This is a genomic window from uncultured Pseudokineococcus sp. (assembly GCF_947495735.1).
In the GTDB taxonomy this organism is placed as follows: Bacteria; Actinomycetota; Actinomycetes; order Actinomycetales; family Quadrisphaeraceae; genus Pseudokineococcus.
Window position 1 is genome coordinate 68,629 of the sequence record NZ_CANMAA010000004.1, and the last position, 22,522, is coordinate 91,150.

General features: G+C 74.4%; 17 protein-coding genes and 1 tRNA gene. 9 read left to right on the forward strand and 9 right to left on the reverse strand.

Going from position 1 to position 22,522, the window contains the following annotated elements:
- The first annotated feature begins 72 nt into the window (after positions 1-72).
- Positions 73-1,869 carry a glycoside hydrolase family 15 protein gene (locus Q0848_RS07690; RefSeq protein ID WP_299036508.1) on the forward strand — a complete coding sequence of 599 codons (1,797 nt, stop codon included), beginning with the start codon at positions 73-75 and terminating at the stop codon, positions 1,867-1,869.
- Between the two features lie 74 nt (positions 1,870-1,943).
- On the forward strand, positions 1,944-2,507 hold the full coding sequence (locus Q0848_RS07695) for an MBL fold metallo-hydrolase (RefSeq protein ID WP_366146483.1): 564 nt from the start codon (positions 1,944-1,946) through the stop codon (positions 2,505-2,507).
- Positions 2,508-2,576: 69 nt separating this feature from the next.
- Here Q0848_RS07695 and Q0848_RS07700 read toward each other — a convergent pair whose 3' ends face one another.
- The 5 genes from Q0848_RS07700 to rpsA all read right to left on the reverse strand — a co-directional run bounded on the left by Q0848_RS07700 (position 2,577) and on the right by rpsA (position 10,022).
- Positions 2,577-3,569: a TerC/Alx family metal homeostasis membrane protein gene (locus Q0848_RS07700; RefSeq protein WP_299036510.1), complete on the reverse strand. Its 993-nt coding sequence runs from the start codon at positions 3,567-3,569 to the stop codon at positions 2,577-2,579.
- Positions 3,566-4,705 (reverse strand): TerC family protein, encoded by a 1,140-nt coding sequence (locus Q0848_RS07705; RefSeq protein WP_299036511.1) that lies wholly within the window; start codon positions 4,703-4,705, stop codon positions 3,566-3,568. Before Q0848_RS07705 ends, Q0848_RS07700 begins: the two co-directional genes overlap by 4 nt.
- 224 nt (positions 4,706-4,929) lie before the next feature.
- A complete protein-coding gene (uvrB, locus tag Q0848_RS07710) occupies positions 4,930-7,035 on the reverse strand; it encodes an excinuclease ABC subunit UvrB (RefSeq protein ID WP_299036512.1) in 2,106 nt (701 codons plus the stop codon).
- Positions 7,036-7,106: 71 nt separating this feature from the next.
- On the reverse strand, positions 7,107-8,261 hold the full coding sequence (gene coaE, locus Q0848_RS07715) for a dephospho-CoA kinase (RefSeq protein WP_299036513.1): 1,155 nt from the start codon (positions 8,259-8,261) through the stop codon (positions 7,107-7,109).
- A 183-nt stretch (positions 8,262-8,444) separates the two neighbouring features.
- Positions 8,445-10,022, reverse strand: coding sequence for a 30S ribosomal protein S1 (rpsA, locus tag Q0848_RS07720; protein ID WP_299036514.1), 1,578 nt, complete (start codon positions 10,020-10,022; stop codon positions 8,445-8,447).
- Between the two features lie 305 nt (positions 10,023-10,327).
- Between rpsA and Q0848_RS07725 the strand changes: the two genes are divergently transcribed.
- A complete protein-coding gene (locus tag Q0848_RS07725) occupies positions 10,328-11,110 on the forward strand; it encodes a class I SAM-dependent methyltransferase (RefSeq protein WP_366146484.1) in 783 nt (260 codons plus the stop codon).
- Between the two features lie 40 nt (positions 11,111-11,150).
- Here the strand turns inward: Q0848_RS07725 and polA are convergent, their stop codons facing one another.
- Positions 11,151-13,925, reverse strand: a complete 2,775-nt coding sequence (gene polA, locus Q0848_RS07730) for a DNA polymerase I (RefSeq protein WP_366146485.1) — start codon at positions 13,923-13,925, stop codon at positions 11,151-11,153.
- Between the two features lie 82 nt (positions 13,926-14,007).
- Here polA and Q0848_RS07735 point away from each other — a divergent pair, with 82 nt between their 5' ends.
- On the forward strand, positions 14,008-14,523 hold the full coding sequence (locus Q0848_RS07735) for a hotdog fold thioesterase (RefSeq protein ID WP_299036517.1): 516 nt from the start codon (positions 14,008-14,010) through the stop codon (positions 14,521-14,523).
- 87 nt (positions 14,524-14,610) lie between these two features.
- Here Q0848_RS07735 and Q0848_RS07740 read toward each other — a convergent pair whose 3' ends face one another.
- Complete coding sequence (locus tag Q0848_RS07740) at positions 14,611-15,327, reverse strand: GNAT family N-acetyltransferase (RefSeq protein ID WP_299036518.1); 717 nt, start codon at positions 15,325-15,327, stop codon at positions 14,611-14,613.
- 268 nt (positions 15,328-15,595) lie between these two features.
- Between Q0848_RS07740 and Q0848_RS07745 the strand changes: the two genes are divergently transcribed.
- Genes Q0848_RS07745 through Q0848_RS07760 form a run of 4 tightly spaced genes read left to right on the forward strand, consistent with a single transcriptional unit; the run spans position 15,596 to position 19,764 of the window.
- Positions 15,596-16,942: a branched-chain amino acid ABC transporter permease gene (locus tag Q0848_RS07745; protein WP_366146470.1), complete on the forward strand. Its 1,347-nt coding sequence runs from the start codon at positions 15,596-15,598 to the stop codon at positions 16,940-16,942.
- 14 nt (positions 16,943-16,956) lie between these two features.
- Entirely contained in the window at positions 16,957-17,952 is a 996-nt protein-coding gene (locus Q0848_RS07750) for a branched-chain amino acid ABC transporter permease (RefSeq protein ID WP_299036520.1), read from the forward strand.
- Positions 17,942-18,991, forward strand: coding sequence for an ABC transporter ATP-binding protein (locus tag Q0848_RS07755; RefSeq protein ID WP_299036521.1), 1,050 nt, complete (start codon positions 17,942-17,944; stop codon positions 18,989-18,991). Before Q0848_RS07750 ends, Q0848_RS07755 begins: the two co-directional genes overlap by 11 nt.
- Positions 18,988-19,764, forward strand: coding sequence for an ABC transporter ATP-binding protein (locus Q0848_RS07760; RefSeq protein WP_299036522.1), 777 nt, complete (start codon positions 18,988-18,990; stop codon positions 19,762-19,764). The genes Q0848_RS07755 and Q0848_RS07760 overlap by 4 nt, the downstream gene beginning before the upstream one ends.
- 254 nt (positions 19,765-20,018) lie before the next feature.
- Here the strand turns inward: Q0848_RS07760 and Q0848_RS07765 are convergent, their stop codons facing one another.
- On the reverse strand, positions 20,019-21,368 hold the full coding sequence (locus tag Q0848_RS07765; RefSeq protein ID WP_299036523.1) for an ABC transporter substrate-binding protein: 1,350 nt from the start codon (positions 21,366-21,368) through the stop codon (positions 20,019-20,021).
- Between the two features lie 172 nt (positions 21,369-21,540).
- A complete protein-coding gene (locus Q0848_RS07770; RefSeq protein ID WP_299036524.1) occupies positions 21,541-22,191 on the reverse strand; it encodes an ANTAR domain-containing response regulator in 651 nt (216 codons plus the stop codon).
- 88 nt (positions 22,192-22,279) lie between these two features.
- Here Q0848_RS07770 and Q0848_RS07775 point away from each other — a divergent pair.
- Positions 22,280-22,353: transfer RNA gene (locus Q0848_RS07775), tRNA-Leu, on the forward strand.
- Positions 22,354-22,522 lie beyond the last annotated feature (169 nt).

Below are 22,522 nucleotides of genomic sequence, written 5' to 3' on the forward strand. Positions count from 1 at the left end.
CAGCCCCGGCCACCTGCGCCGGGCGCTCCCGCCGGCGCGACGGGCCCCCCGCGCCCGTGGGAGCCTCCGGCCATGCCCAGCCAGCGCATCGAGGACTACGCCCTGCTCAGCGACTGCCACAGCGCCGCCCTGGTGGGCCGGGACGGGAGCGTGGACTGGCTCTGCCTGCCCCGCTTCGACTCCCCCGCCGTCTTCAGCAGCGTGCTGGGCGGCGCCGAGCACGGCCGCTGGCTCCTGGCGCCGGTCGACGAGGACGCCACGTGCGAGCGCCGCTACCTGGGCGACTCCTTCGTGCTGGAGACGACGTGGACGACCTCGACGGGCGTGGTGCGGGTGGTCGACTTCATGCCCACGAACGACCTGCGCGCCGACGTCGTCCGACGCGTCGAGGGGGTCGAGGGGGTCGTGCGCATGCAGCAGGAGCTCGTCGTGCGGCCCGACTACGCCAAGGTCGTGCCGTGGGTGCGCCGCGTCGTGGACCCGGACGGCCTCGACGGGCTGCTGGCCGTGGCGGGGCCGGACGCCTTCCTGCTGCGCGGCGGGCCGATCCCGCGGGCGGCGGGCCGCCGCCACCGGGGCGAGTGGGACCTCGCGGCGGGCGAGGGCCACGACGTCAGCCTGACCTGGTACCGCTCGTTCCGGGAGATGCCGCAGCGCCTCGACGTCGGCGACCGCCTCGCCGCCACGCTGGCGTGGTGGCAGGACTGGGCCGACCGCGCGGACCCGGGCGACCACCACCCCGCCGCCGTGCGCCGCTCGCTCCTGGTCCTGCGCGCCCTCACGCACGCCGACACCGGCGGCATCGTGGCCGCGGCGACGACGTCGCTGCCCGAGGACTTCGGGGGCGAGCGCAACTGGGACTACCGCTACGTCTGGCTCCGCGACGCGGCGCTCACGCTCGAGGCGCTGCTCACGCACGGGTACCACGAGGAGGCGGAGGCCTGGCGGCGCTGGCTCCTGCGGGCCGTGGCCGGCGAGCCGGGCGACGTGCAGATCATGTACGGCCTCGCCGGGGAGCGCGAGCTCGCCGAGCACGAGCAGCCGCAGCTCCCCGGCTACGAGGGGTCCTCGCCCGTGCGGACCGGCAACGGCGCGGTGGACCAGTACCAGGCCGACGTCCTCGGCGAGGTGCTGGTGGCGCTCGACCGGGCCCGGCGCGAGGGCGTCCCCGAGGACGAGTTCTCCTGGCCGCTGCAGCGGGCGCTCCTCGGCTACGTCGAGGAGCACTGGGAGCGCAAGGACCACGGCATCTGGGAGATGCGCGGGGAGCTGCAGCACTTCACGCACTCGCGGGTCATGGTGTGGGCGGCCTTGGACCGCGGGGTGCGCGCGGTGCGCGAGGCGGGGATGGACGGGCCGGCCGACCGCTGGGCGCAGCTGCGGGACCGGGTGCGCGAGGAGGTCGAGACCCGGGGCTGGGACGAGGACCGCGGCACCTACACCCAGGTCTACGGCTCCCCCCACGTGGACGCGTCCCTGCTCATGCTCCCCCAGGTCGGCTTCCTGCCCGCCGACGACCCGCGCATGGTCGGCACCGTGCGGGCCCTCGAGGAGGACCTGCTGCGCGACGGCCTGGTGCTGCGCTACGACACCGGCCCCGGTCTCGACGGCCTCGCGGGCGACGAGCACCCCTTCCTGGCGTGCTCGTTCTGGCTGGTGGAGCAGTACGCGCGCACCGGCCGCGTCGACGACGCCAACGCGCTGATGGAGCGCTGCCTCGCCTGCTGCAGCGACCTCGGCCTGCTGTCGGAGGAGTACGACACGGTGGCCGGACGCCAGGCGGGCAACGTGCCCCAGGCCCTCAGCCACCTCGCGCTGGTCCGCGCCGCGGACGCGCTCAGCGACGCCACGCCCTCGGGGCCCCGGTGACCGGGCCCGTCGACGGCGACGCGGCGGTGCGGCCGCTCGAGGCGGTCCGCCTGGCCACCGCGCGGGTCTCGGCGATGGACAACGCCTGCTACCTGCTGGAGTGCCGAGCCACGGGCGCGCGCCTGCTCGTCGACGCCGCGGACGACGCCCCGCGGCTCCTGGAGCTCTGCGACGGCCGGCTGGACGTCGTCGTCACGACGCACGGGCACTGGGACCACCACCGGGCGCTGCCCGCGGTGGTCGCCGCCACGGGCGCCCGGGTGCTGGTGGGCGCCGAGGACGCGGGCGACCTGCCGGTGCCGGCGGACCGGCTGCTGCGGCACGGGGACGTCGTCGAGGTGGGGCACCTGCGCCTGGACGTCGTGGCCCTGCGCGGGCACACCCCCGGCTCCGTGGCGCTCGTGCTGCGGGACCCGTCCGGCCGGGTGCTGGCGCTGACCGGTGACAGCCTCTTCCCCGGTGGCGTCGGCGCCACGGGGGGCGACGCCGACCGGTTCCGGCAGCTGCTCGACGACGTCGAGGCCCGGCTGCTCGCCGTGCTCCCCGACCGCACCGAGGTGCTGCCCGGCCACGGCGAGCCGACCACCCTCGGCGCGGAGCGGCCCGGCGTGCCGCAGTGGCGCTCCCGCGGCTGGTGACGCGCGGGCCCCGGTCGGAGGGACGCCCCTGCGACCGGGGCGCCCCTCGTGCCGGGGCGACCGCGTCGGTCAGCCGCGCTGGGCGGCCCGCTCCCGCCGGCCGCTCACGAGCAGGGACACCGCGGCCGTCGTCCCGAGGATGACGACGATCGCCGACAGCGAGAGCCAGATGGGCACCTCGGGCGCCCACTCGACGTGCTCGCCGCCGTTGAGGAACGGCAGCGTGTTCTCGTGCAGCGCCTCGAGGATGAGCTTGACGCCGACGAAGGCGAGCAGGACGGCCAGGCCGATGTCGAGGTAGATCAGCTTCTTCAGCAGGTCGCCGACGAGGAAGAAGAGCTGGCGCAGCCCCATCAGCGCGAAGAGGTTGGCCGTCAGCACGATGTAGGGCTCGCTGGTGAGCCCGAAGATCGCCGGGATCGAGTCGAGCGCGAAGAGCAGGTCCGTCGTCCCGAGCGCCACGAGCACGAGGAGCATCGGGGTGACGGCGCGCCGTCCGCCGTCGGAGACCACGAGGGTCGTCCCGCGGTAGTCGGGCGTGACGGGCACCACCCGGCGCACGAGCCCGACGAGGCGGTTCTCGGTGAACTCCTCCTCCGCATCGTGGCCGGAGCCCCGCACCAGGTTCACGGCGGTGAGGAGCAGGAAGGCGCCGAAGAGGAAGAACACCCAGCTGAAGGCCGAGATGAGCGTGGCGCCGACGGCGATCACGACGGCGCGCAGGACCAGCGCCAGCACGATGCCGATGAGCAGCGCGTTCTGCTGCAGCTCCCGCGGGACGGCGAAGCGCCGGAAGATCAGCAGGAAGATGAACAGGTTGTCGACCGAGAGCGAGTACTCGGTGAGCCAGCCGGCGTAGAACTCCCCCGCCGCCTGGCCGCCGGCGAACCACCACAGCCCCAGGCCGAAGAGCACGGCCGCGCCGACGAACCCCGCGAGGTGCGTCGCGCTCTCCCGCGTGCTCGGCACGTGCGGGCGGGCGCGGCTGTGCAGCACGTCGGCGGTGAGGAAGAGCACCGCCGCGACGATCGTCGCGGCCCAGAGCCAGCCCGGGACGCTCACCCGGAGTGCCGGCCGCTACGGGTGCTGCCGCCGCTGGGCGCGTCGTCCGGCAGGTCGCTGAGCGCCCCGCCGTCGCGCTGGCCCTCACCCACCGGGCCGCGCGTCGGCGAGGGGGCGTCCTGCGGGCGCGCGGCGCCCGGCTCCTCGGCGCCCCGCTCCGCCGCCGCGCGCTTGTTCTCGCGCAGGGACAGGACCGTGGTGATGCCGAGAGCCACGACGATGAAGAGCAGCGACAGCCAGGTGGGGATCTCCCAGACCGGCACGTGCTCACCCCCGTTGATGAAGGGCAGCTCGTTCTCGTGCAGGGCGTGCAGCAGGAGCTTGACGCCGATGAACGCGAGGATGGCGGCCAGGCCGTAGTGCAGGTAGACGAGGCGGTCGAGCAGCCCGTCGATGAGGAAGTACAGCTGGCGGAGCCCCAGCAGGGAGAACGCGTTCGCCGTGAAGACGAGGTAGGGCTCCTGCGTCAGCCCGAAGATGGCCGGGATCGAGTCGACGGCGAACAGCAGGTCGGCGCTGCCGATGGCGATCATCACCACGAGCAGGGGCGTCACGAGGCGCTTGCCGTCCAGCTTCACGGTGAACTTGTCGCCGTGGTACTCGTCCGTCGTCGGGAGCACGCGCTTGGCCAGGCGCAGGACGACGTTCTCCTTGAACTCGTCGTCGGCGTGCGAGTCGGTGCGCCCGGCCTTGGCCTGCGCGTACGCGGTGTAGATGAGGAAGGCGCCGAAGATGTAGAAGACCCAGGCGAAGTTCTCGATCACGGCGGTGCCGAGGGCGATGAAGACGGTGCGGAAGACGAGCGCCAGCGCGATCCCGATGAGGAGCACCTTCTGCTGGTACTCCCGCGGCACCGCGAAGCCGCTCATGATCAGCACGAACACGAAGAGGTTGTCGATCGACAGGCTCTTCTCCGTGATGTACCCGGCGAAGTACTCGCCGCCGTAGGTACTCCCGGTGAGCACGAGGACGCCGACGCCGAAGAGGACGGCGATCCCGATGTAGACGGAGGACCAGACGGCCGCTTCCTTGATGCTGGGGCTGTGCGGCGTGCGCACGTGCACGACGAAGTCGTAGGCGATCATCCCGATGATGCCGGCGACGGTGACCGCCCACACCCAGATGGGCACGTCCATGAAGTTCCTCCGGTTGGCTGAGCTGCTCGACCGGAGGTCTCTCCCGCCCGACCGCTGCGCGGCCCGGACCGACGGCCCCGGAGCTCCCCGGCGGACCGCGGGAGCGTCGTGTTGACGAGACCGCCGCGCAGGGATACTCCCCTCCTCGACGTTGAGGAGTATGCGGCCGGCGCCGGGGCTGCGCCAACCTGGCCCCTCCGGCGCGGCGGTCGGCCCGGGCGGCGTCAGCCCGTCGCGGCGTGCATGCCCCGGAGCTCCTTCTTCAGGTCGCCGATCTCGTCGCGCAGCCGCCCCGCCAGCTCGAACTGCAGCTCGGCGGCGGCGGCGTGCATCTGGTCGGTGAGCTGCTGGATGAGGTCGGACAGGTCGGCTGCCGGCATGGCCGCGAGGTTCCGGCGCTGCCCGTCCTCGCCGCCCCGCGAGGCCATGCCGGGCACCGGCGTCTTGCCGCGGGACTGCTGGCGCCCCGCCCCGCCGAGCAGCTCGGCCGTGTCGGCGTCCTCGCGGGCGAGCATGTCGGTGATGTCGCGGATCTTCTTGCGCAGGGCGGTGGGGGTGATGCCGTGCTCGCGGTTGTAGGCCACCTGCGTCTCCCGGCGCCGGTTGGTCTCGTCGATGGCCTGGGCCATCGACGGCGTGATCCGGTCGGCGTACATGTGCACCTGGCCGGAGACGTTGCGCGCCGCGCGCCCGATCGTCTGGATGAGCGAGGTGCCGCTGCGCAGGAAGCCCTCCTTGTCGGCGTCCAGGATGCTCACGAGGGACACCTCCGGCAGGTCCAGGCCCTCGCGCAGGAGGTTGATGCCGACCAGGACGTCGAACTCGCCCTGCCGCAGCTCGCGGAGCAGCTCGACGCGGCGCAGGGTGTCGACCTCGGAGTGCAGGTAGCGCACCTGGACGCCGTGCTCGAGCAGGTAGTCGGTGAGGTCCTCGGCCATCTTCTTCGTGAGCGTCGTCACGAGGACCCGCTCGTCCTTCTCGGTGCGCCGGCGGATCTCCTCGAGCAGGTCGTCGATCTGGCCCTTCGTCGGCTTGACCACGACCTCGGGGTCGACCAGGCCGGTGGGCCGGATGATCTGCTCCACGTGCCCGTCCCCGCGGCCGAGCTCGTACTTGCCGGGGGTGGCCGACAGGTAGACCGTCTGCCCGATGCGCTCGAGGAACTCCTCCCACTTCAGCGGGCGGTTGTCCATGGCGCTCGGCAGGCGGAACCCGTGGTCGACGAGGGTGCGCTTGCGGGACATGTCTCCCTCGTACATCGCCCCGATCTGCGGCACGGTGACGTGGCTCTCGTCGAGGACGAGCAGGAAGTCCTCGGGGAAGTAGTCGATCAGCGTGTTGGGGGCCGTCCCGCCCTCGCGCCCGTCGATGTGGCGCGAGTAGTTCTCGATACCCGAGCAGGAGCCGACCTGGCGCATCATCTCGATGTCGTAGGTGGTCCTCATCCTCAGCCGCTGGGCCTCCAGGAGCTTGCCCTGCTGCTCCATCTCGGCCAGCCGGGCGGCCAGCTCGGCCTCGATGGACCCGATGGCCCGCTCCATGCGCTCGGGCCCGGCCACGTAGTGGGTCGCGGGGAAGACGTACATCTCCTGCTCCTCCGCCACGACCTCCCCCGTCAGCGGGTTCAGCGTGTACAGCGACTCGATCTCGTCGCCGAAGAACTCGATGCGCAGCGCGAGCTCCTCGTACACCGGGATGATCTCGACGGTGTCCCCGCGCGCGCGGAAGGTGCCGCGCGTGAAGGCCAGGTCGTTGCGCGTGTACTGCATGCCGACGAACTTGCGGAGCAGCTCGTCGCGCTCGACCGTCTGCCCGACGTGCAGGCGCGCCATCCGGTCCACGTACTCCTGCGGGGTGCCCAGGCCGTAGATGCAGGAGACGGACGCGACCACCACGACGTCCCGGCGCGTCAGCAGGGAGTTCGTGGCCGAGTGCCGCAGGCGCTCGACCTCGTCGTTGATGGAGCTGTCCTTCTCGATGTAGGTGTCCGTCTGCGGGACGTACGCCTCGGGCTGGTAGTAGTCGTAGTAGGAGACGAAGTACTCGACCGCGTTGTTCGGCAGGAGCTCGCGGAACTCGTTGGCCAGCTGGGCCGCGAGGGTCTTGTTCGGCGCCATGACGAGCGTGGGCCGCTGCAGCTTCTCGATCATCCACGCCGTCGTCGCCGACTTGCCGGTGCCGGTGGCGCCGAGCAGGACGACGTCCTTCTCCCCCGCCCGCACCCGCTGCTCCAGCTCGGCGATGGCCGTCGGCTGGTCCCCGCTCGGCGAGAACTCCGACACCACCGTGAAGGGGGCGACGCGTCGCTGGAGGTCGGTCACCGGTCTCATGCCGCCAACGGTAGGCCTCGCCACCGACAGCGGCGTCGCGAGCCGGTCCCCGGGCCGGCGCGCCGAGGGGCCTACCCGGTGGCGCGGGCGCGCTCGAGCGCGGCGCGGATCCAGGGCCCCTTGCGGGAGGCGTACTCGTCGACGCTCGCGTGCGGCTCGGCCGCGAGCCGGGCCTTGAGGGCGGCGTAGGCGGCGCGCTCGGCCGGGTGCGCCCGCAGGTGGTCCCGCAGGGCGAGGACGTCCGAGGCCCGCCCCACCCGCGGGCGCACGTGGCAGTTGACGGCCCGCTCGGGGTCGGCGTTCGCGGCGAAGCACTTGGGCGTGGTCCCGCCGCCGGGCAGCTCGTCGGCCCACTCCCCCGGCAGCCGGACGAGCCCCGCCTCGCGCAGGTCGTCCGCCACCCGCTGCGCCGTCGCCAGGTCGTCGACGACCACCTGCACGTCCAGGACGTCCTTCGCCGGGAGCCCGGGCACGGACGTCGAGCCGACGTGCTCCACCGACAGGGCGCGCTCCCCCGCCGCGCGGCGCACCCGGGCGAGCACCCGCTCGGCCTGCGCGGGCCAGGTCGGGTCGGGCGGGACGAGCACCGCCCGGGCGTCGCGCGCCGCCCGGCGCCCGAGGCGCAGGCCCTCCTCGAACGGCACCAGCCGCTCGCGCCAGAGCTGCTCGACGGCCTCGCGCAGCTCCTGCGCGCCGCCGTCGTTGGCCAGCACCACGTCGGCCGCGGCCCGCCGCTCGTCGTCCCCGGCCTGGGAGGCGATGCGCGCGCGGGCGTCCGCCTCGGCCATGCCCCGGGAGGCCACGAGCCGCGCCACCCGGACCTCGACCGGGGCGTCGACGACCACGACGAGCGGCCACTCCGCGCCCCGGCCGGTCTCCACCAGGAGCGGGATGTCGTCGACGACGACGGCGGACGCCGGCGCCGCGGCCACGAGCTCCTCCCGCCGTGCGCGCACGAGCGGGTGCGTGATCGCCTCCAGCGCCCGGCGGCGGTCCGCGTCGGCGAAGACGACCGCTCCGAGCGCGGGCCGGTCCAGCGCGCCGTCCCCCGTGAGCACGTGCTCGCCGAACTCGCGGACCACGGCGTCGAGCCCCGGGGTCCCGGGCTCGACGACCTCGCGCGCGATCGCGTCGGCGTCCACGACGACCGCCCCCAGCTCGGACAGCCGGCGGGCCGCCGTGCTCTTGCCCGCGCCGGTCCCGCCCGTCAGCCCCACCCTCAGCACGACGGCGAGCCTACGAGCGCGAGCGCCCCGTCGCGCGGACCCGTGAGCGCGGACCGGGCGCGCGGACCGGGCGCGCAGACCGGGCGTGCGGACCGGGGAGCGCCGGCCCCGGACGCGCCGCGGGGGCCCGGCGCCGTGGCGCCGGACCCCCGCGGGTCGTGCTGGTGGTGCGTCAGCCGGAGATCAGCTGCCGGCGCCGGTGAGCTTCTCGCGCAGGGCCGCGAGCGCCTCGTCCGAGGCCAGCGTGCCCTCGCCGCCGCCCGAGGACGGGGCGGAGGACGGCGCCGAGGAGCCGCGGTCGTCCTGCTCGTCGTCGTCGCGCCCGCCGCGGTCGCCGCCGCGGTCGCCGCCGCGGTCGGAGGAGCTCGACGTGGACGGGCCGCCCGAGGAGTAGGACGTCGCCGGGGCGTCGCCCGCGGTGACGGCCTCGGCCTCGGCCTCGCTGGCCGAGACGACCTGGCGCTTGTGCGCCTCCCAGCGCGCCTGGGCCTCGGCGTACTGCCGCTCCCACTCCTCGCGCTGGGTCTCGAAGCCCTCGAGCCACTCGTTGGTCTCGGGGTCGAAGCCCTCGGGGTACTTGTAGTTCCCCGCCTCGTCGTACTCCTGCGCCATGCCGTACAGCGACGGGTCGAACTCGTCGCTGGTCGGGTCGAGGCCCTCGTTCGCCTGCTTCAGCGACAGCGAGATGCGGCGGCGCTCGAGGTCGATGTCGATGACCTTGACGAAGATCTCGTCACCGACGCCGACGATCTGCTCCGGCACCTCGACGTGGCGCACGGCCAGCTCGGAGATGTGGACCAGGCCCTCGATGCCCTCCTCGACGCGCACGAACGCACCGAAGGGGACGAGCTTGGTGACCTTGCCCGGCACGACCTGCCCGATGGCGTGCGTGCGGGCGAACTGCTGCCACGGGTCCTCCTGCGTCGCCTTCAGCGACAGCGAGACCCGCTCGCGGTCCATGTCGACGTCGAGGACCTCGACCGTGACCTGCTGGCCCACCTCGACGACCTCGGAGGGGTGGTCGATGTGCTTCCAGGACAGCTCGGAGACGTGCACGAGCCCGTCCACGCCGCCCAGGTCGACGAACGCGCCGAAGTTGACGATCGAGGAGACGACGCCCGAGCGGACCTGGCCCTTCTGCAGGGTCTGCAGGAAGTTGTGGCGCACCGCCGACTGGGTCTCCTCGAGCCACGCGCGGCGCGAGAGGACGACGTTGTTGCGGTTCTTGTCCAGCTCGATGATCTTCGCCTCGAGCTCCTGGCCGACGTACGGCTGCAGGTCGCGCACGCGGCGCATCTCGACGAGGGAGGCCGGCAGGAAGCCGCGCAGGCCGATGTCGAGGATGAGGCCGCCCTTGACGACCTCGATGACGGTGCCGGTGACGACACCCTCCTCCTCCTTGATGCGCTCGATCGTGCCCCAGGCGCGCTCGTACTGGGCGCGCTTCTTGGACAGGATCAGCCGGCCCTCCTTGTCCTCCTTCTGGAGGACCAGGGCCTCGACCTCGTCACCGACGCCGACGACCTCGTTGGGGTCGACGTCGTGCTTGATCGACAGCTCGCGCGAGGGGATGACGCCCTCGGTCTTGTAGCCGATGTCGAGGAGCACCTCGTCGCGGTCGACCTTGACGATCGTCCCGGAGACGATGTCGCCGTCGTTGAAGTACTTGATGGTCGCGTCGATCGCGGCGAGGAAGTCCTCGGCCGTGCCGATGTCGTTGATGGCGACCTGAGGCGCGGTGCGCTCGGTGGTGATGGACATGAAGTCGTTGGGCTCCGATGCGGGCGGGGGCTTCGCGGCGGCACCGCGACGTGCGGCGCCACCTCGTGGACAGGTGGTGCGCCGACCTCCGCGCGGTCCGCCACCTCGGTGCCGCGCGCCCGGGACGAGCCGGGGCCGTGGCGAGAGGGCGGTGCCGCGCGCAGGACGCGCGCACGTCAAGCCTACGCGGGCCCGTTCCGGGGGGTCAAAGGGAGCCGCGGCCCGCAGCGGGTGCGGACGTGCGCGACCATGCCCGCGTGGCCGACTCCCCCTCCGCAGCAGGACAGCCCGCACCCCGCAGCGCCCTGGCGGCGGCCGGCTACCGCGACGTCGACCCGGGGGCCACCGTGCGCGCGAACCGCGGCTGGTGGGACGAGGCGGCGCCGGGCTACCTCGCCGAGCACGCCGACCACCTGGGCGACCGCGAGCTGGTCTGGGGCCCGGAGGGGCTGCGCGAGGCCGACGCCCGCCTGCTCGGCGACGTCCGCGGCCGGCGCGTCCTCGAGGTCGGCTGCGGCGCGGCCCAGGGCAGCCGGTGGCTGGTCGACGCGGGGGCTGAGGTCGTCGGGCTGGACCTGTCGGCGGGGATGCTCGCGCAGGGCCGCCGCGCCGACCCGGACCTGCCCCTCGTGCAGGCCGACGCCGGCCGCATCCCGCTCGCGGACCGCTCCGTCGACGTCGCGGCGTCGGCGTACGGCGCCCTGCCGTTCACCGCGGAGCCCGAGCGCGTGCACGCCGAGGTGGCCCGCGTGCTGCGCCCCGGCGGGCGGTGGGTGTTCAGCCTCACCCACCCGGTGCGCTGGGCGTTCCCCGACGACCCCGGCGAGGCGGGGCTGACGGCGACGAGCTCCTACTTCGACACCACGCCCTACGCGGAGACCGGCGAGGACGGCGAGGTGCTCTACGCCGAGCACCACCGGACGCTCGGCCAGCGGGTGCGCGAGGTCGTCGCCGCGGGCTTCGACCTCGTCGACCTCGTCGAGCCGCGCTGGCCCGCCGGCCGGGACGTCGTCTGGGGCGGCTGGAGCCCCCTGCGCGGCCGGCTGCTGCCCGGCACGGCGGTCTTCGTCTGCGACCTGCCCGCCTGACGCGCGGCGCCCCGGGAGCCGGGGGGACGCCGCGCGGGGCTCAGTGCCCGGCCTCGTGCCAGGACGTCCCGACGCCGACGGAGACGTCGAGGGGGACGCTCAGCTCGGCGGCGCCGCCCATCTGGGCGCGCACCAGCGCCTCGAGCTGCTCGCGCTCCCCCGGGGCCACCTCGAGGACGAGCTCGTCGTGGACCTGGAGGAGCATCCGCGAGCGCAGGCCCTGCTCGGCGAGCGCGTGCTCCACCCCGAGCATCGCCACCTTGATGACGTCGGCCGCCGAGCCCTGGATGGGCGCGTTGAGGGCCATCCGCTCGGCCATCTCGCGGCGCTGCCGGTTGTCGCTGGTGAGGTCGGGCAGGTAGCGGCGGCGGCCGAGGATCGTCTCGGTGTACCCCGTGGTGCGCGCCTCGTCCACGACGCCGCGCAGGTAGTCGCGCACCCCGCCGAAGCGCTCGAAGTAGTCGTCCATGAGCCCGCGGGCCTCGTCGACCCCGATGCGCAGCTGGCGGGAGAGGCCGAAGGCGGACAGTCCGTAGGCCAGCCCGTACGACATCGCCTTGATCTTGCTGCGCATCGCCGGCGTGACCTCCGCCGGCTCCACCTCGAAGACGCGGCTGCCCACGAAGGAGTGCAGGTCCTCCCCGGAGCGGAAGGCCTCCACCAGGCCCTCGTCGCCCGACAGGTGCGCCATGATCCGCATCTCGATCTGGCTGTAGTCGGCCGTCAGCAGGCTCTCGTAGCCCTCGCCGACCACGAAGGCCTGCCGGATGCGGCGGCCCTCCTCGGTGCGGATGGGGATGTTCTGCAGGTTCGGGTCCGTGGAGGAGAGCCGGCCCGTGGCGGCGATGGTCTGCTGGTAGGTGGTGTGGATGCGCCCGTCCGGCGCCACCGTCTTGAGCAGGCCCTCGACCGTCTGGCGCAGCCGGCTGACGTCGCGGTGCGCCAGCAGGTGCACGAGGAAGCCGCTGCCGGGCTGGCCGTCGGTCTTGACGAGCAGGTCCGCCAGCGCCTCGGCGTCGGTGGTGTACCCCGTCTTGATGCGCTTGGTCTTGGGCATCCCCAGCTGGTCGAAGAGGACCTCCTGGAGCTGCTTGGGCGAGCCCAGGTTCACCCTCCGGTCGATGACGGCGTAGGCCGCCTCGGCCTGCTCCTCCACCGCGGCGGCGAACTGCTGCTCCAGCGCCTCCAGGTGCGCCCGGTCGGCCGCCACCCCCCGCGCCTCCATGCGGGCGAGGACGCCGACGAGCGGCAGCTCGAGCTCGTCCAGCAGCGCGGTGCCGCCCCGCTCGGCCAGCTCGGCCGCGAGGACGGACGACAGCTCGACGACGGCCGACGCGCGGACGGCCGCCAGCGGCGCCGGGTCGGGGGCACCGCCCTCGGGGCCGACGTCGAGGGAGAGCTGGTCCTCGGCCGCGGGCGCCTCGGGCTCCTCGGCGCGGAGCTCGCGGTGCAGGTGGCGCACCGACAGGTCGGCCAGGTCGTAGGAGCGCTGGTCGGGCCGGGACAGGTACGCCGCCAGCGCGGTGTCGTCCACCAGGCCGGCCAGGGGCAGGCCCGCTCCGGCGAGGGCCTGCAGGGGGCCCTTGGCGTCGTGCAGGACCTTGGGGCGGTCCGGGTCGGCCAGCCAGGCGCCCAGCGCGGCGCGCCCCTCGTCGTCCAGGGCCTCCTCGCCGCCCTCCTCGGCCACCAGCGGCAGCCAGGCGCCGGCGCCGTCCGCCGCGGCCAGCGCGACCGCCGTCGCGAGGCCCGCCCCGGCGCCCCAGCGACCGAGCACGTGGAGGCCGACGAGGTCGTCGCCCCGGGCCCGCAGCCAGGAGGCCACCTCCGCGCCGCGGGGGCGCGCGACGTCGACCTCGAACCCGCCCTCGGCCTCCGCCTCGGCCTCGGCCTCGGGGACGGTCAGCGTGGCGAACAGGCGCTCGCGCAGGACCCGGAACTCCAGGGAGTCGAAGACGCGGTGCACCTCCTCGCGGTCCCACGCCGCGACCACGAGGTCGTCGACGACGACGGGCAGGTCGAGGTCGGCCACCAGCTGGTTCAGCCGCCGGTTGCGCAGCACCTGGTCGAGGTGGTCGCGCAGGGACTGGCCGGCCTTGCCCGTGATGCGGTCCACGTTCCCCACGACGCCGTCGAGCCCGTCGTGCGCCGCCAGCCACTTGGCCGCCGTCTTCGGGCCGACGCCGGGGACGCCCGGCAGGTTGTCGCTCGTCTCCCCCACGAGCGCCGCGAGGTCGGGGTAGCGGTGCGGGCGCACCCCGTACTTCTCCTCCACGACGTCCGGCGTCATCCGCACGAGGTCGGAGACGCCCTTGCGGGGGTACAGGACCGTGGTCGCCTCGTCGACGAGCTGGAGCGCGTCGCGGTCCCCCGTCGAGATGGCCACCTCGAAGCCCTGGGCGCGCGCCTGGGTGGCCAGCGTCGCGATGACGTCGTCGGCCTCGAAGCCCTCCTTCTCCACCACGGGGACGCGCAGCGCGGCGAGGACCTCCTTGACGAGGCCGACCTGCCCGGAGAACTCGACGGGCGTCTTCGCCCGGCCCGCCTTGTACTCCGCGTACTCGGCCGCCCGGAACGTCTCGCGCGAGACGTCGAAGGCCACGGCGACGTGGGTCGGCGCCTCGTCGCGCAGCACGTTGATCAGCATCGAGGTGAAGCCGTAGACCGCGTTCGTCACCTGGCCCGTGGTGGTGGAGAAGTTCTCCACCGGCAGGGCGAAGAAGGCGCGGTAGGCCATGGAGTGGCCGTCCACCAGCAGCAGCTTGGGGCGGGGCCCCCCGCTGCCGGGCGCCCGGGGGGAGTCCGCGGCGGCCTCCAGCGGGGGCGCCACGAGCGAGTCGTCGGCGGCGGCGTCGGGGCGGAGGAGGGCGCTGTCGCTCACGCGCGCCAGACTAGGCGCCGTGACCGACAGCGCCCCCGTCCCGCAGGACCCCGCGCTCGGGCCGGGGGCCGCGACCGGCGACGCGCGGGCGCTGCTCGCGCTCGCCTCCCGCGACCCCGCCGCGGCGGCGCGCGCGGCGACGGCCTGGTGCGCGGGGACGCTGGCCGAGCGCACCGGGACCGAGTTCGTGTCCGTGGCGCCCGACGTGCTGGTGGCGCGCATGCCGGTGGCGGGCAACACCCAGCCCATGGGGTTGCTGCACGGGGGCGCCTCCGCAGCCCTGGCCGAGACGGTCGGGTCCGTGCTCGCCTCCCTGGCCGCCGGCCCCGGTCTCGCGGCGGTCGGCGTCGACCTCAGCGCCACGCACCACCGCGCGGTCTCCCCCGCGCGCTCGACCTGGGTGACGGCGACCGGGCGACCGCTGCACGTCGGGCGCCGGGTCGTCAGCGTCGAGGTCGTCCTGGCCGACGACGACGGCCGCCGCGTGTGCACGGCGCGGCTGACCTGCCAGCTCGTCCCCCTCCCCCGGGACTGACCCGGGCTGCGGCCCCGGCGTCCTCGGCGGCGCAGGGCCGGGGGTGCAGGGCCGGGGGGCAGGACCGGGGTCGCCAGGGCGGTGCGGTCAGGCGGTCCCGGTCAGCCCGCGCTCGCGGCGCCGGCGGCTGAGGAGCCGCTCGACGGCGTCGCGGCGCGAGGCGTCGTCGTCCCGGGCCTCGAGGCGCCTGGTCGCCTGCAGGCGCAGCGACCTCCGGAGCGCGGGCACCGACGCGCAGCGCTGGACGACGAGCGGGGCGAAGCCCAGCCGCGCGAGGAAGCGCTGGGCCTCGCGCGCCCCGGGCGGCGCCGACACGACGATGCGCTCGACCCCGTCCGCCTCCGCGGCGCGCGCGGCGGCCGCCAGGAGCGCGCGCCCGACACCGCGACGCCGCTCGGCCGGTGCGACGGCCAGCTGGTCGACGTGCGCCGCCGGCAGGTCCGACAGCGGCAGGACCTCGCCGCGCCGCAGGACGAGGACGCCCACCGCGCGCTCCGCGGCCTCGGCGAGCAGGACGACGACGTCCGGCCGGCGCAGCGCCTCCGCGATGACGTCCTCGGCCACCACGGGAGAGGGCGCCCCGTCGGCCACCAGCCCGTCGGCCACGAGCTCGACGGGCTCGACGTCGACGGGGTCCGCCAGGACCAGCACGTCGGCCGCCACCGCGGCGCCGGGCAGCGCCGCGGCCCGCGGGGCACCGCTGCGCCCCGGCCGACCGGGCGCGCGGACGGCCGCCACCACGGCGGCCACGCGGGCGACGTCCGACGGACCGGCCACGCGCACCACGACCCTCGACCTGCTCACGCGCCCACCTCGTCGTCGTCGCCTCCGGCCGCGCGCAGCGTAGTGCGGCCGTCCCCGGTCGGGGTCTCCCGGTCGTGCCCGCTCACCCGACCGAGGGCCTCGGGTCCGGGCGGCTGCTCGGGACGGGGCCCGGGAGCCGCCTCACGACGCCGGGTGACGCGTTCGGCGGGGCGACCCCCGGTGCGCGCGTCCGCGTGGTTGAGTACGCCCGCTCGTCCCGGGCCGGCCGCCGCTGCGGCGCCGCGCGCCGTCCTGCCGTAGGGAGACCGTGTTGCCGACGCTCGCCGCCCCCCGGGCGCTGCTCGCCCTCGTGGCGCTCGCGCTCCTGCTCGTCCTCGCCCCCGCCCTGCCCGACGGCGCCGGCCGGGCCGCCGCCGCGACGGCCACCCCGGGCCCCGCGGCCACGGCGCCCACCGACGTCGAGGGCGAGACCCTCCGGGTCCGGGTGCGCACCTCCGAGGGCGAGGACGTCCCGGGCGCCGCCGTCACCGCGACCGGCGCCGGCGCCGACCCGGTCACCGGGACCACCGGCGACGACGGGGTCGCCGAGCTGGTCGTCCCGGGGGCCGGCTCCTACGAGGTGCAGCTGGACGTCGACACCCTCGAGGGGCCGGCGGCGGGGCTCGTCCCCCGGCAGAACCCCGTCCAGCGCGACGTCACGGCCGGGAGCGCCAACAACTACGTCTTCCAGGTCGCCGAGGAGGGCGCCGAGCAGGCCGCCGCCGGCGGCGTCAGCGCGGGCCAGGTCGCCCAGCTGGTGGCCAACGGGCTGCGCTACGGCCTCATCATCGCGCTCGCCGCGATCGGCCTGTCGCTCGTCTTCGGCACGACGGGGCTGACCAACTTCGCCCACGGCGAGCTCATCACGTTCGGCGCCATCGCGACGTACTTCCTCAACGTGGGAGCGGGGATCCCGTTCCTCCTGGCGGCGCCGCTCGCCGTGGTCGCCGGCGCGGCCGCCGGCTACGCCAACGACAGGCTGCTGTGGAGACCGCTGCGACGGCGGGGCACCGGGCTCGTCGCGATGATGATCGTCTCGATCGGGCTCGCCCTGCTCCTGCGCTACTTCTTCCTGTACCTCTTCGGCGGCTCGACGCAGACCTACGCCGAGTACCAGGGCCAGCGGGGCCTGGACCTCGGGCTCTTCACGCTCCGCCCGATCGACCTCATCAGCATGGTGATCGCCGCGGTGGTGCTGGTGGTCGTCGGCCTGGTGCTGGTCCGCACCCGCCTCGGCAAGGCCACCCGCGCGGTGTCGGACAACCCCGCCCTCGCCGCCGCCTCGGGCATCGACGTGAACCGCGTGATCCTCGTCGTGTGGGTCGCCGGAGCCGCCCTCGCGGCGCTGTCCGGGGTCCTGCTCGGGCTCGCCCAGCAGGTCCAGTACCAGATGGGCTTCCAGATCCTGCTGCTCGTGTTCGCCGCGGTGACCCTCGGCGGGCTCGGCACGGCCTTCGGCGCCATGGTCGGCGCGCTCGTCATCGGCGTCTTCCTCGAGGTGAGCACGATCATCGTCCCGACCGAGCTCCGCAACGTCGGCGCGCTCCTCGTCCTGATCCTCGTCCTCCTCGTGCGACCGCAGGGCATCCTCGGGCGCGCCTCGCGCATCGGCTGAGCGGAGCACACCCCGTGGACTGGTCCTCGATCCTCAGCAACGCCGCGCGGTCGGCCATCGGCCTGGAGACGGTGATCTACGCCCTCGCCGCCATCGGCCTCAACGTCCAGTTCGGCTACGCCGGGCTGCTCAACTTCGGCCAGGCCGCCTTCGTGGCCGTCGGCGCCTACGGCCTGGCCATCACGGTCACCGTGCTGGGGCTGCCCTTCTGGCTCGGCGTCGTCGTCGGCCTGCTCGGCGCCGTCCTGCTCGCCGTCCTGCTCGGCATCCCCACGCTGCGCCTGCGCGCCGACTACCTGGCCATCGCCACCATCGCGGCCGCGGAGATCGTCCGCCTGACCGTGCGCAGCGCCACGCTGCGCGAGCAGACCGGCGGGTCCAGCGGGCTCTCGGGCTTCGCGGAGGGCTTCTACGCCCTGAGCCCCCTCGAGCAGGGGCGGTCCTACGGCTTCGGGCCGTGGGTCTTCAGCGCCCGGCTGGCGTGGATCCTCCTCGTCGGGTGGGTCCTCATCGCGCTGTGCTGCACCGTCGTCTTCCTCCTCATGCGCAGCCCGTGGGGCCGGGTGCTCAAGGGCATCCGGGAGGACGAGGACGCGGTGCGCAGCCTCGGCAAGAACGTCTACGCCTACAAGATGCAGGCGCTGGTGATCGGCGGCGTCATCGGCGCGCTCGCCGGCTTCGTCTTCGGCATCGGCCGCGCCTCGGTGCAGCCGGACCTCTACGGCACCGAGCTGACGTTCTTCATCTACACCGTCCTGCTCCTGGGCGGAGCGGCGAGGGTGCTCGGGCCGGTGGTCGGCGCCGCCGTCTTCTGGGTGGCCCTCGTCCTCATCGAGAACGTCCTCATCCAGGCGGTCGGCGCCGGCTTCATCCCCAGCGCCGTCATGGACTCGACCCAGGTGGGGCAGGTGCGCTTCATGCTCGTGGGCCTCGCGCTCATGCTGCTCATGATCTTCAGGCCGCAAGGCATCTTCGGCGACCGCAGGGAGCTGGCCATCGATGCCCGCTGACGAGACCAGGCCCACCACGACGCCGGGGGGCGCGTCCCCGGGCGGTGGCGGGAGCCACCCCGCCCCCGCGCCCCCGGAGCGCCTCGACGGGGCCGACGGCGCGACCCCGGCGCCCGCCCCCGGCCCGCGCGCGCTGGCCGCGCGGGCGGCGCTGCGCGACGTCCCGCGCGTGCCGGGCGCCCCCAAGCCCGACCCTGTCCTCGTCGCGGACGGCGTGGTCCGGCGCTTCGGCGGGCTGACCGCCGTCGACGTCGCCCACGTGGAGATCCAGCGCGGGGCCATCACGGCGCTCATCGGTCCCAACGGCGCCGGCAAGACCACGTTCTTCAACCTGCTCACCGGCTTCGACCGCCCGGACGAGGGCACGTGGACCTTCGAGGGGCGCAGCCTCGCGCGCGTCCCCGCCCACCGCGTCGCGCGACGCGGGATGGTCCGCACCTTCCAGCTCACCAAGGCCCTCTCGCGCCTGACGGTGATCGAGAACATGCGCCTGGGGGCCACCGGCCAGGTCGGGGAGCGCCTCGCCTCCGCCATGTTCGGCTGGCTGTGGCGCGGCCAGGAGGAGTCGAACACCCGGCGGGCCGACGAGCTGCTGCGCCGCTTCAAGCTCGACGCCAAGCGCGAGGACTTCGCGGGGAGCCTGTCCGGGGGGCAGCGCAAGCTCCTCGAGATGGCCCGCGCCCTCATGACCGAGCCGCGCCTGGTGATGCTGGACGAGCCGATGGCCGGGGTGAACCCGGCGCTGACGCAGTCCCTGCTCGAGCACGTCAAGGACCTGCGGGAGCAGGGCATGACGGTCATGTTCGTCGAGCACGACATGGACATGGTCCGCGACATCTCCGACTGGGTCGTCGTCATGGCCCAGGGCGCGGTCGTCGCGGAGGGACCGCCCGACGCCGTCATGGCGGACCCGGCGGTCATCGACGCCTACCTCGGGGGCCACCACGACGCCCCGCTCACCGAGGAGGGCGAGGAGGAGCAGCTCGCCGCCGCCGAGGCGGAGCTCGAGCGGGAGCACGACCGGGAGGTCGGACGATGAGCGCGCGCGAGACGACGACGCAGGACCGCAGCGAGCACCTCGCCGCCGCGGAGGGGGCGGTGCTCCGGGCCGACGAGCTGGTCGCCGGCTACCTGCCCGGGGTGGACATCCTCAACGGGTGCGACCTGCACGTCCGCCCCGGTGAGCTCGTCGCCATCATCGGCCCCAACGGGGCCGGGAAGTCGACCCTGCTCAAGGCGATGTTCGGCCTCGTGAAGATCCGGTCCGGCAGCGTGCGCCTCGGGGACGCGGACATCACCGGGCTCGGGGCCGACAAGCTCGTGCGCCGGGGGGTCGGCTTCGTGCCGCAGTCGAACAACGTCTTCCCCTCGCTCACCATCGCCGAGAACCTCCAGATGGGCATCTACCAGGCCCCCAAGCGCTTCCCCGAGCGCTTCGACGCCGTGGTCGACCTGTTCCCGACCCTGGGCAAGCGCCGCAACCAGCGCGCCGGGTCGCTGTCCGGCGGTGAGCGCCAGATGGTGGCGATGGGGCGCGCGCTGATGATGGAGCCGCAGGTGCTGCTGCTCGACGAGCCCTCCGCGGGCCTGTCCCCCGCCCTGCAGGACGAGGTCTTCATCCGGACGCGGCAGATCAACCGCACCGGCGTGTCCGTCGTCATGGTCGAGCAGAACGCCCGGCGCTGCCTGCAGATCTGCGACCGCGGCTACGTGCTCGACCAGGGCCGCAACGCCTACAGCGGCTCCGGCCGCGAGCTCGCGGAGGACCCCAAGGTCATCCAGCTCTACCTCGGGACCCTGGCGACCTCCTGACGCTCCCCCGGCGGCCGCCGGACCCCGCGACGCCCGGCTCCTCCTCGAGGGGCCGGGCGTCCTCGTGCGGGGCGTCCTCGTGCAGGGCGTCCCCGTCCAGCGGTGCCCTGGTGCGCGGGCGTCCCGGTGCGGCGGACGCCCGTCACGGCTCCCGCCCGGTCAGAGCGCCGGGCGATCCCTCCACCGGCCGGACGCGCCGGAGCCCCGGCCCCCGCGAGGGGGACCGGGGCTCGGGCGCTCGAGCGGTGGGCGGCTCAGTCGAGCGAGCCCTCCACGTACGACTCGTTCTCGTAGCTGTTGTCCTCGACGTAGGAGTAGATGCCGATGGTGGCCTGCGTCGGGTCACCCAGGTCGGAGAACTCGACCGGGCCGGAGACGCCCTGGTAGTCGATGTCCTCCCCGGCCTCCAGCAGCTCCAGGCACTCGACGTAGGCCGAGCACGCGGTGCCGTCGCGGCTGACGGCGGGCAGCTGCGAGGCGATGCTGGCCCCGCTGTCGTCGCCCGCGGCCACCGCGGCCAGCGCGGTCATGATGACGGCGTCGTAGGACTCGGGCGCGTAGCTGAACTGGTCGAGCGCGGGGTCGACCTCCAGGAGCCGCTCGCGGAAGTCGCCCGTGGCCGCCGCTCCCGGGAGCGTGCCCTTGGTGTTCAGCAGCGCGCCCGGCTCGAGGCCGTCGCCGCTGTAGTTGGCCAGGTTGCCGTCGACCAGGTAGAGCGGCACCTCGCTCGGCCCGATGCCCTGGGAGATCAGCTCGGGGATGACCCGCAGCGACTCGTCGAAGCCGATGAGGACGATCGCCTCGGGGTTCGTCTCGGCGAGCTGCGCCACCTCGGCGCTGTAGTTCGGCGCCTGCGGGTTGTAGATGATCGGGTCGCCGCCGGCGATGCTGCCGCCGCCCGCCTCGACCGCCCCCCGCACGTTGGCCGCGAGGCCGGTGCCGTAGGGGTCGTCGATCGCCATCACGCCGATGTCGACGTAGCCGTCGCCGACGACCAGGTCGCCCATCACCCGGCCCTGGAGCACGTCGGAGGGCGCGGTGCGGAAGTACAGCCCGGAGTCCGAGGCGCACGTGAAGTCCGGGGCGGTGTTCGCCGGGGAGATCTGGACAACGCCGGCGCCCGTGATGGCGTCGAGGATCGTGAAGGAGACGCCCGAGGACGCCGCACCGACGATCGTGTCCACGTCCGCCGACAGCAGCCGCTGGACCGTCGAGGAGGCGATGTCGGTGTTCGTGTCGCCCGAGTCGCCCTCGAGGTAGACGACGTCCTGGCCGTTGTACCCGCCGTTCTCGTTGATCTCGTTCACCGCGAGCTGCACGGCGGCGAACTCGGGCGGGCCGAGGAAGGCGAGGTTGCCCGTCTGCGGCAGCACGGAGCCGATGGTGAGGACGCCGTCGCCCTCCGCCTCGGTCGGGGTCTCGGGCTCGCACTCCTGCGCGGAGGCCGACGAGCTCTCCGACGTCGAGCCGGCGGTGCTGGCGGGGTCGGAGCCGCCGCCCGCGCTGCCGCCGTCCGAGCTGCCGCTGTCGCCGCACCCGGCGAGCGCCAGGACCGAGATGCCGGCGACTGCGACGGAGCGCCGGGCCAGGGTGGTTCGCTTCATGCAGGGCTCTCCTTCGTCCCGGCGGACGCGTCCGCCGAGGTCCAGTGGGTGCCCGGACGCTAGTCCACCGCAGGGGCCCGCAGGCCCTCCCCCGCCGAACCGGAGACGGCCGTTGCCGGTTCGTGACCGGGTCGGCGTCGGTCGCCGGGCGAGCGCCCTCGCGGGCCCGCCGTCAGCGCTTGCCGCCCACCTGCTCCAGCACCACGTCGGCGACCTCGCGCATCGTCAGCCGGCGGTCCATCGACGTCTTCTGGATCCACCGGAAGGCCTCCGGCTCCGACAGGCCCATCTGCTGCATCAGCAGGCCCTTCGCCCGCTCGACCCGCTTGCGCGTCTCGAACCGCTCGGTCAGGTCGGAGACCTCGTCCTCGAGGGCGCGGAGCTCCGCGTGCCGGCTGAGCGCGATCTCCACGGCTGGCAGCAGGTCGGCCGACGTGAACGGCTTGACGACGTACGCCATGGCGCCCGCGTCCCGAGCCCGGTCCACGAGCTCCTTCTGCGAGAACGCCGTCAGCAGCACGACCGCCGACCGACCGGTGCGACCGATCCGCTCGGCGGCCGAGATGCCGTCCAGGACGGGCATCTTGACGTCCATGACCACCAGGTCCGGCGTCATCTCCTCGACGATGCGGACGGCGCTCTCGCCGTCGCCCGCCTCGCCGACGACGTCGAAGCCCGCCTCGGTCAGCGTCTCGACGACGTCGAGGCGGATGATCGCCTCGTCCTCGGCGACGACGACGCGGCGGCGCGGGCCCTGCGGGACGGCGGCGTCCTCGTCGGTCCCGTCGGTGCTGGCCTCGGTGCTGGGGGGCTGCTCGGTCACGTCGGCTAGCCTATCCGCGCATCCGGGCGCCGACGCCCGGCCCGCCGCACGACCGCACCGCGCACCGCGGACGGCCACCGCGCGGCTCGCCCCGGTATCCCAACCGGCAGAGGAAGTGGCCTCAAAATCCACGCAGTGTGGGTTCGAGTCCCACCCGGGGCACCTCGTCGGCGGGTGAGCCGTCCGCCCGACCGGCGGTCGTCCACCGGGACGCCCCACGACCGGCTCGGCTCGGGTCCGGGTGCCGCATCCCGCTGGGGCCCTGGCTCCGACGACTCGACGGGCTGCCGCCCGTGCTCCTCGTCGGGCCTCACGCGCCCCGGGAGGACCC

What these genes read in the sequence shown, in the direction of transcription:
- Q0848_RS07695 (WP_366146483.1), top strand. Translation starts at nt 1,944, where the DNA reads ATGGACAACGCCTGCTACCTGCTGGAGTGCCGAGCCACGGGCGCGCGC.
- rpsA (WP_299036514.1), bottom strand. Translation starts at nt 10,022, where the DNA reads ATGTCCATCACCACCGAGCGCACCGCGCCTCAGGTCGCCATCAACGAC.
- Q0848_RS07755 (WP_299036521.1), top strand. Translation starts at nt 17,942, where the DNA reads ATGCCCGCTGACGAGACCAGGCCCACCACGACGCCGGGGGGCGCGTCC.
- Q0848_RS07765 (WP_299036523.1), bottom strand. Translation starts at nt 21,368, where the DNA reads ATGAAGCGAACCACCCTGGCCCGGCGCTCCGTCGCAGTCGCCGGCATC.
- uvrB (WP_299036512.1), bottom strand. Translation starts at nt 7,035, where the DNA reads ATGAGACCGGTGACCGACCTCCAGCGACGCGTCGCCCCCTTCACGGTG.
- Q0848_RS07690 (WP_299036508.1), top strand. Translation starts at nt 73, where the DNA reads ATGCCCAGCCAGCGCATCGAGGACTACGCCCTGCTCAGCGACTGCCAC.
- Q0848_RS07760 (WP_299036522.1), top strand. Translation starts at nt 18,988, where the DNA reads ATGAGCGCGCGCGAGACGACGACGCAGGACCGCAGCGAGCACCTCGCC.
- Q0848_RS07705 (WP_299036511.1), bottom strand. Translation starts at nt 4,705, where the DNA reads ATGGACGTGCCCATCTGGGTGTGGGCGGTCACCGTCGCCGGCATCATC.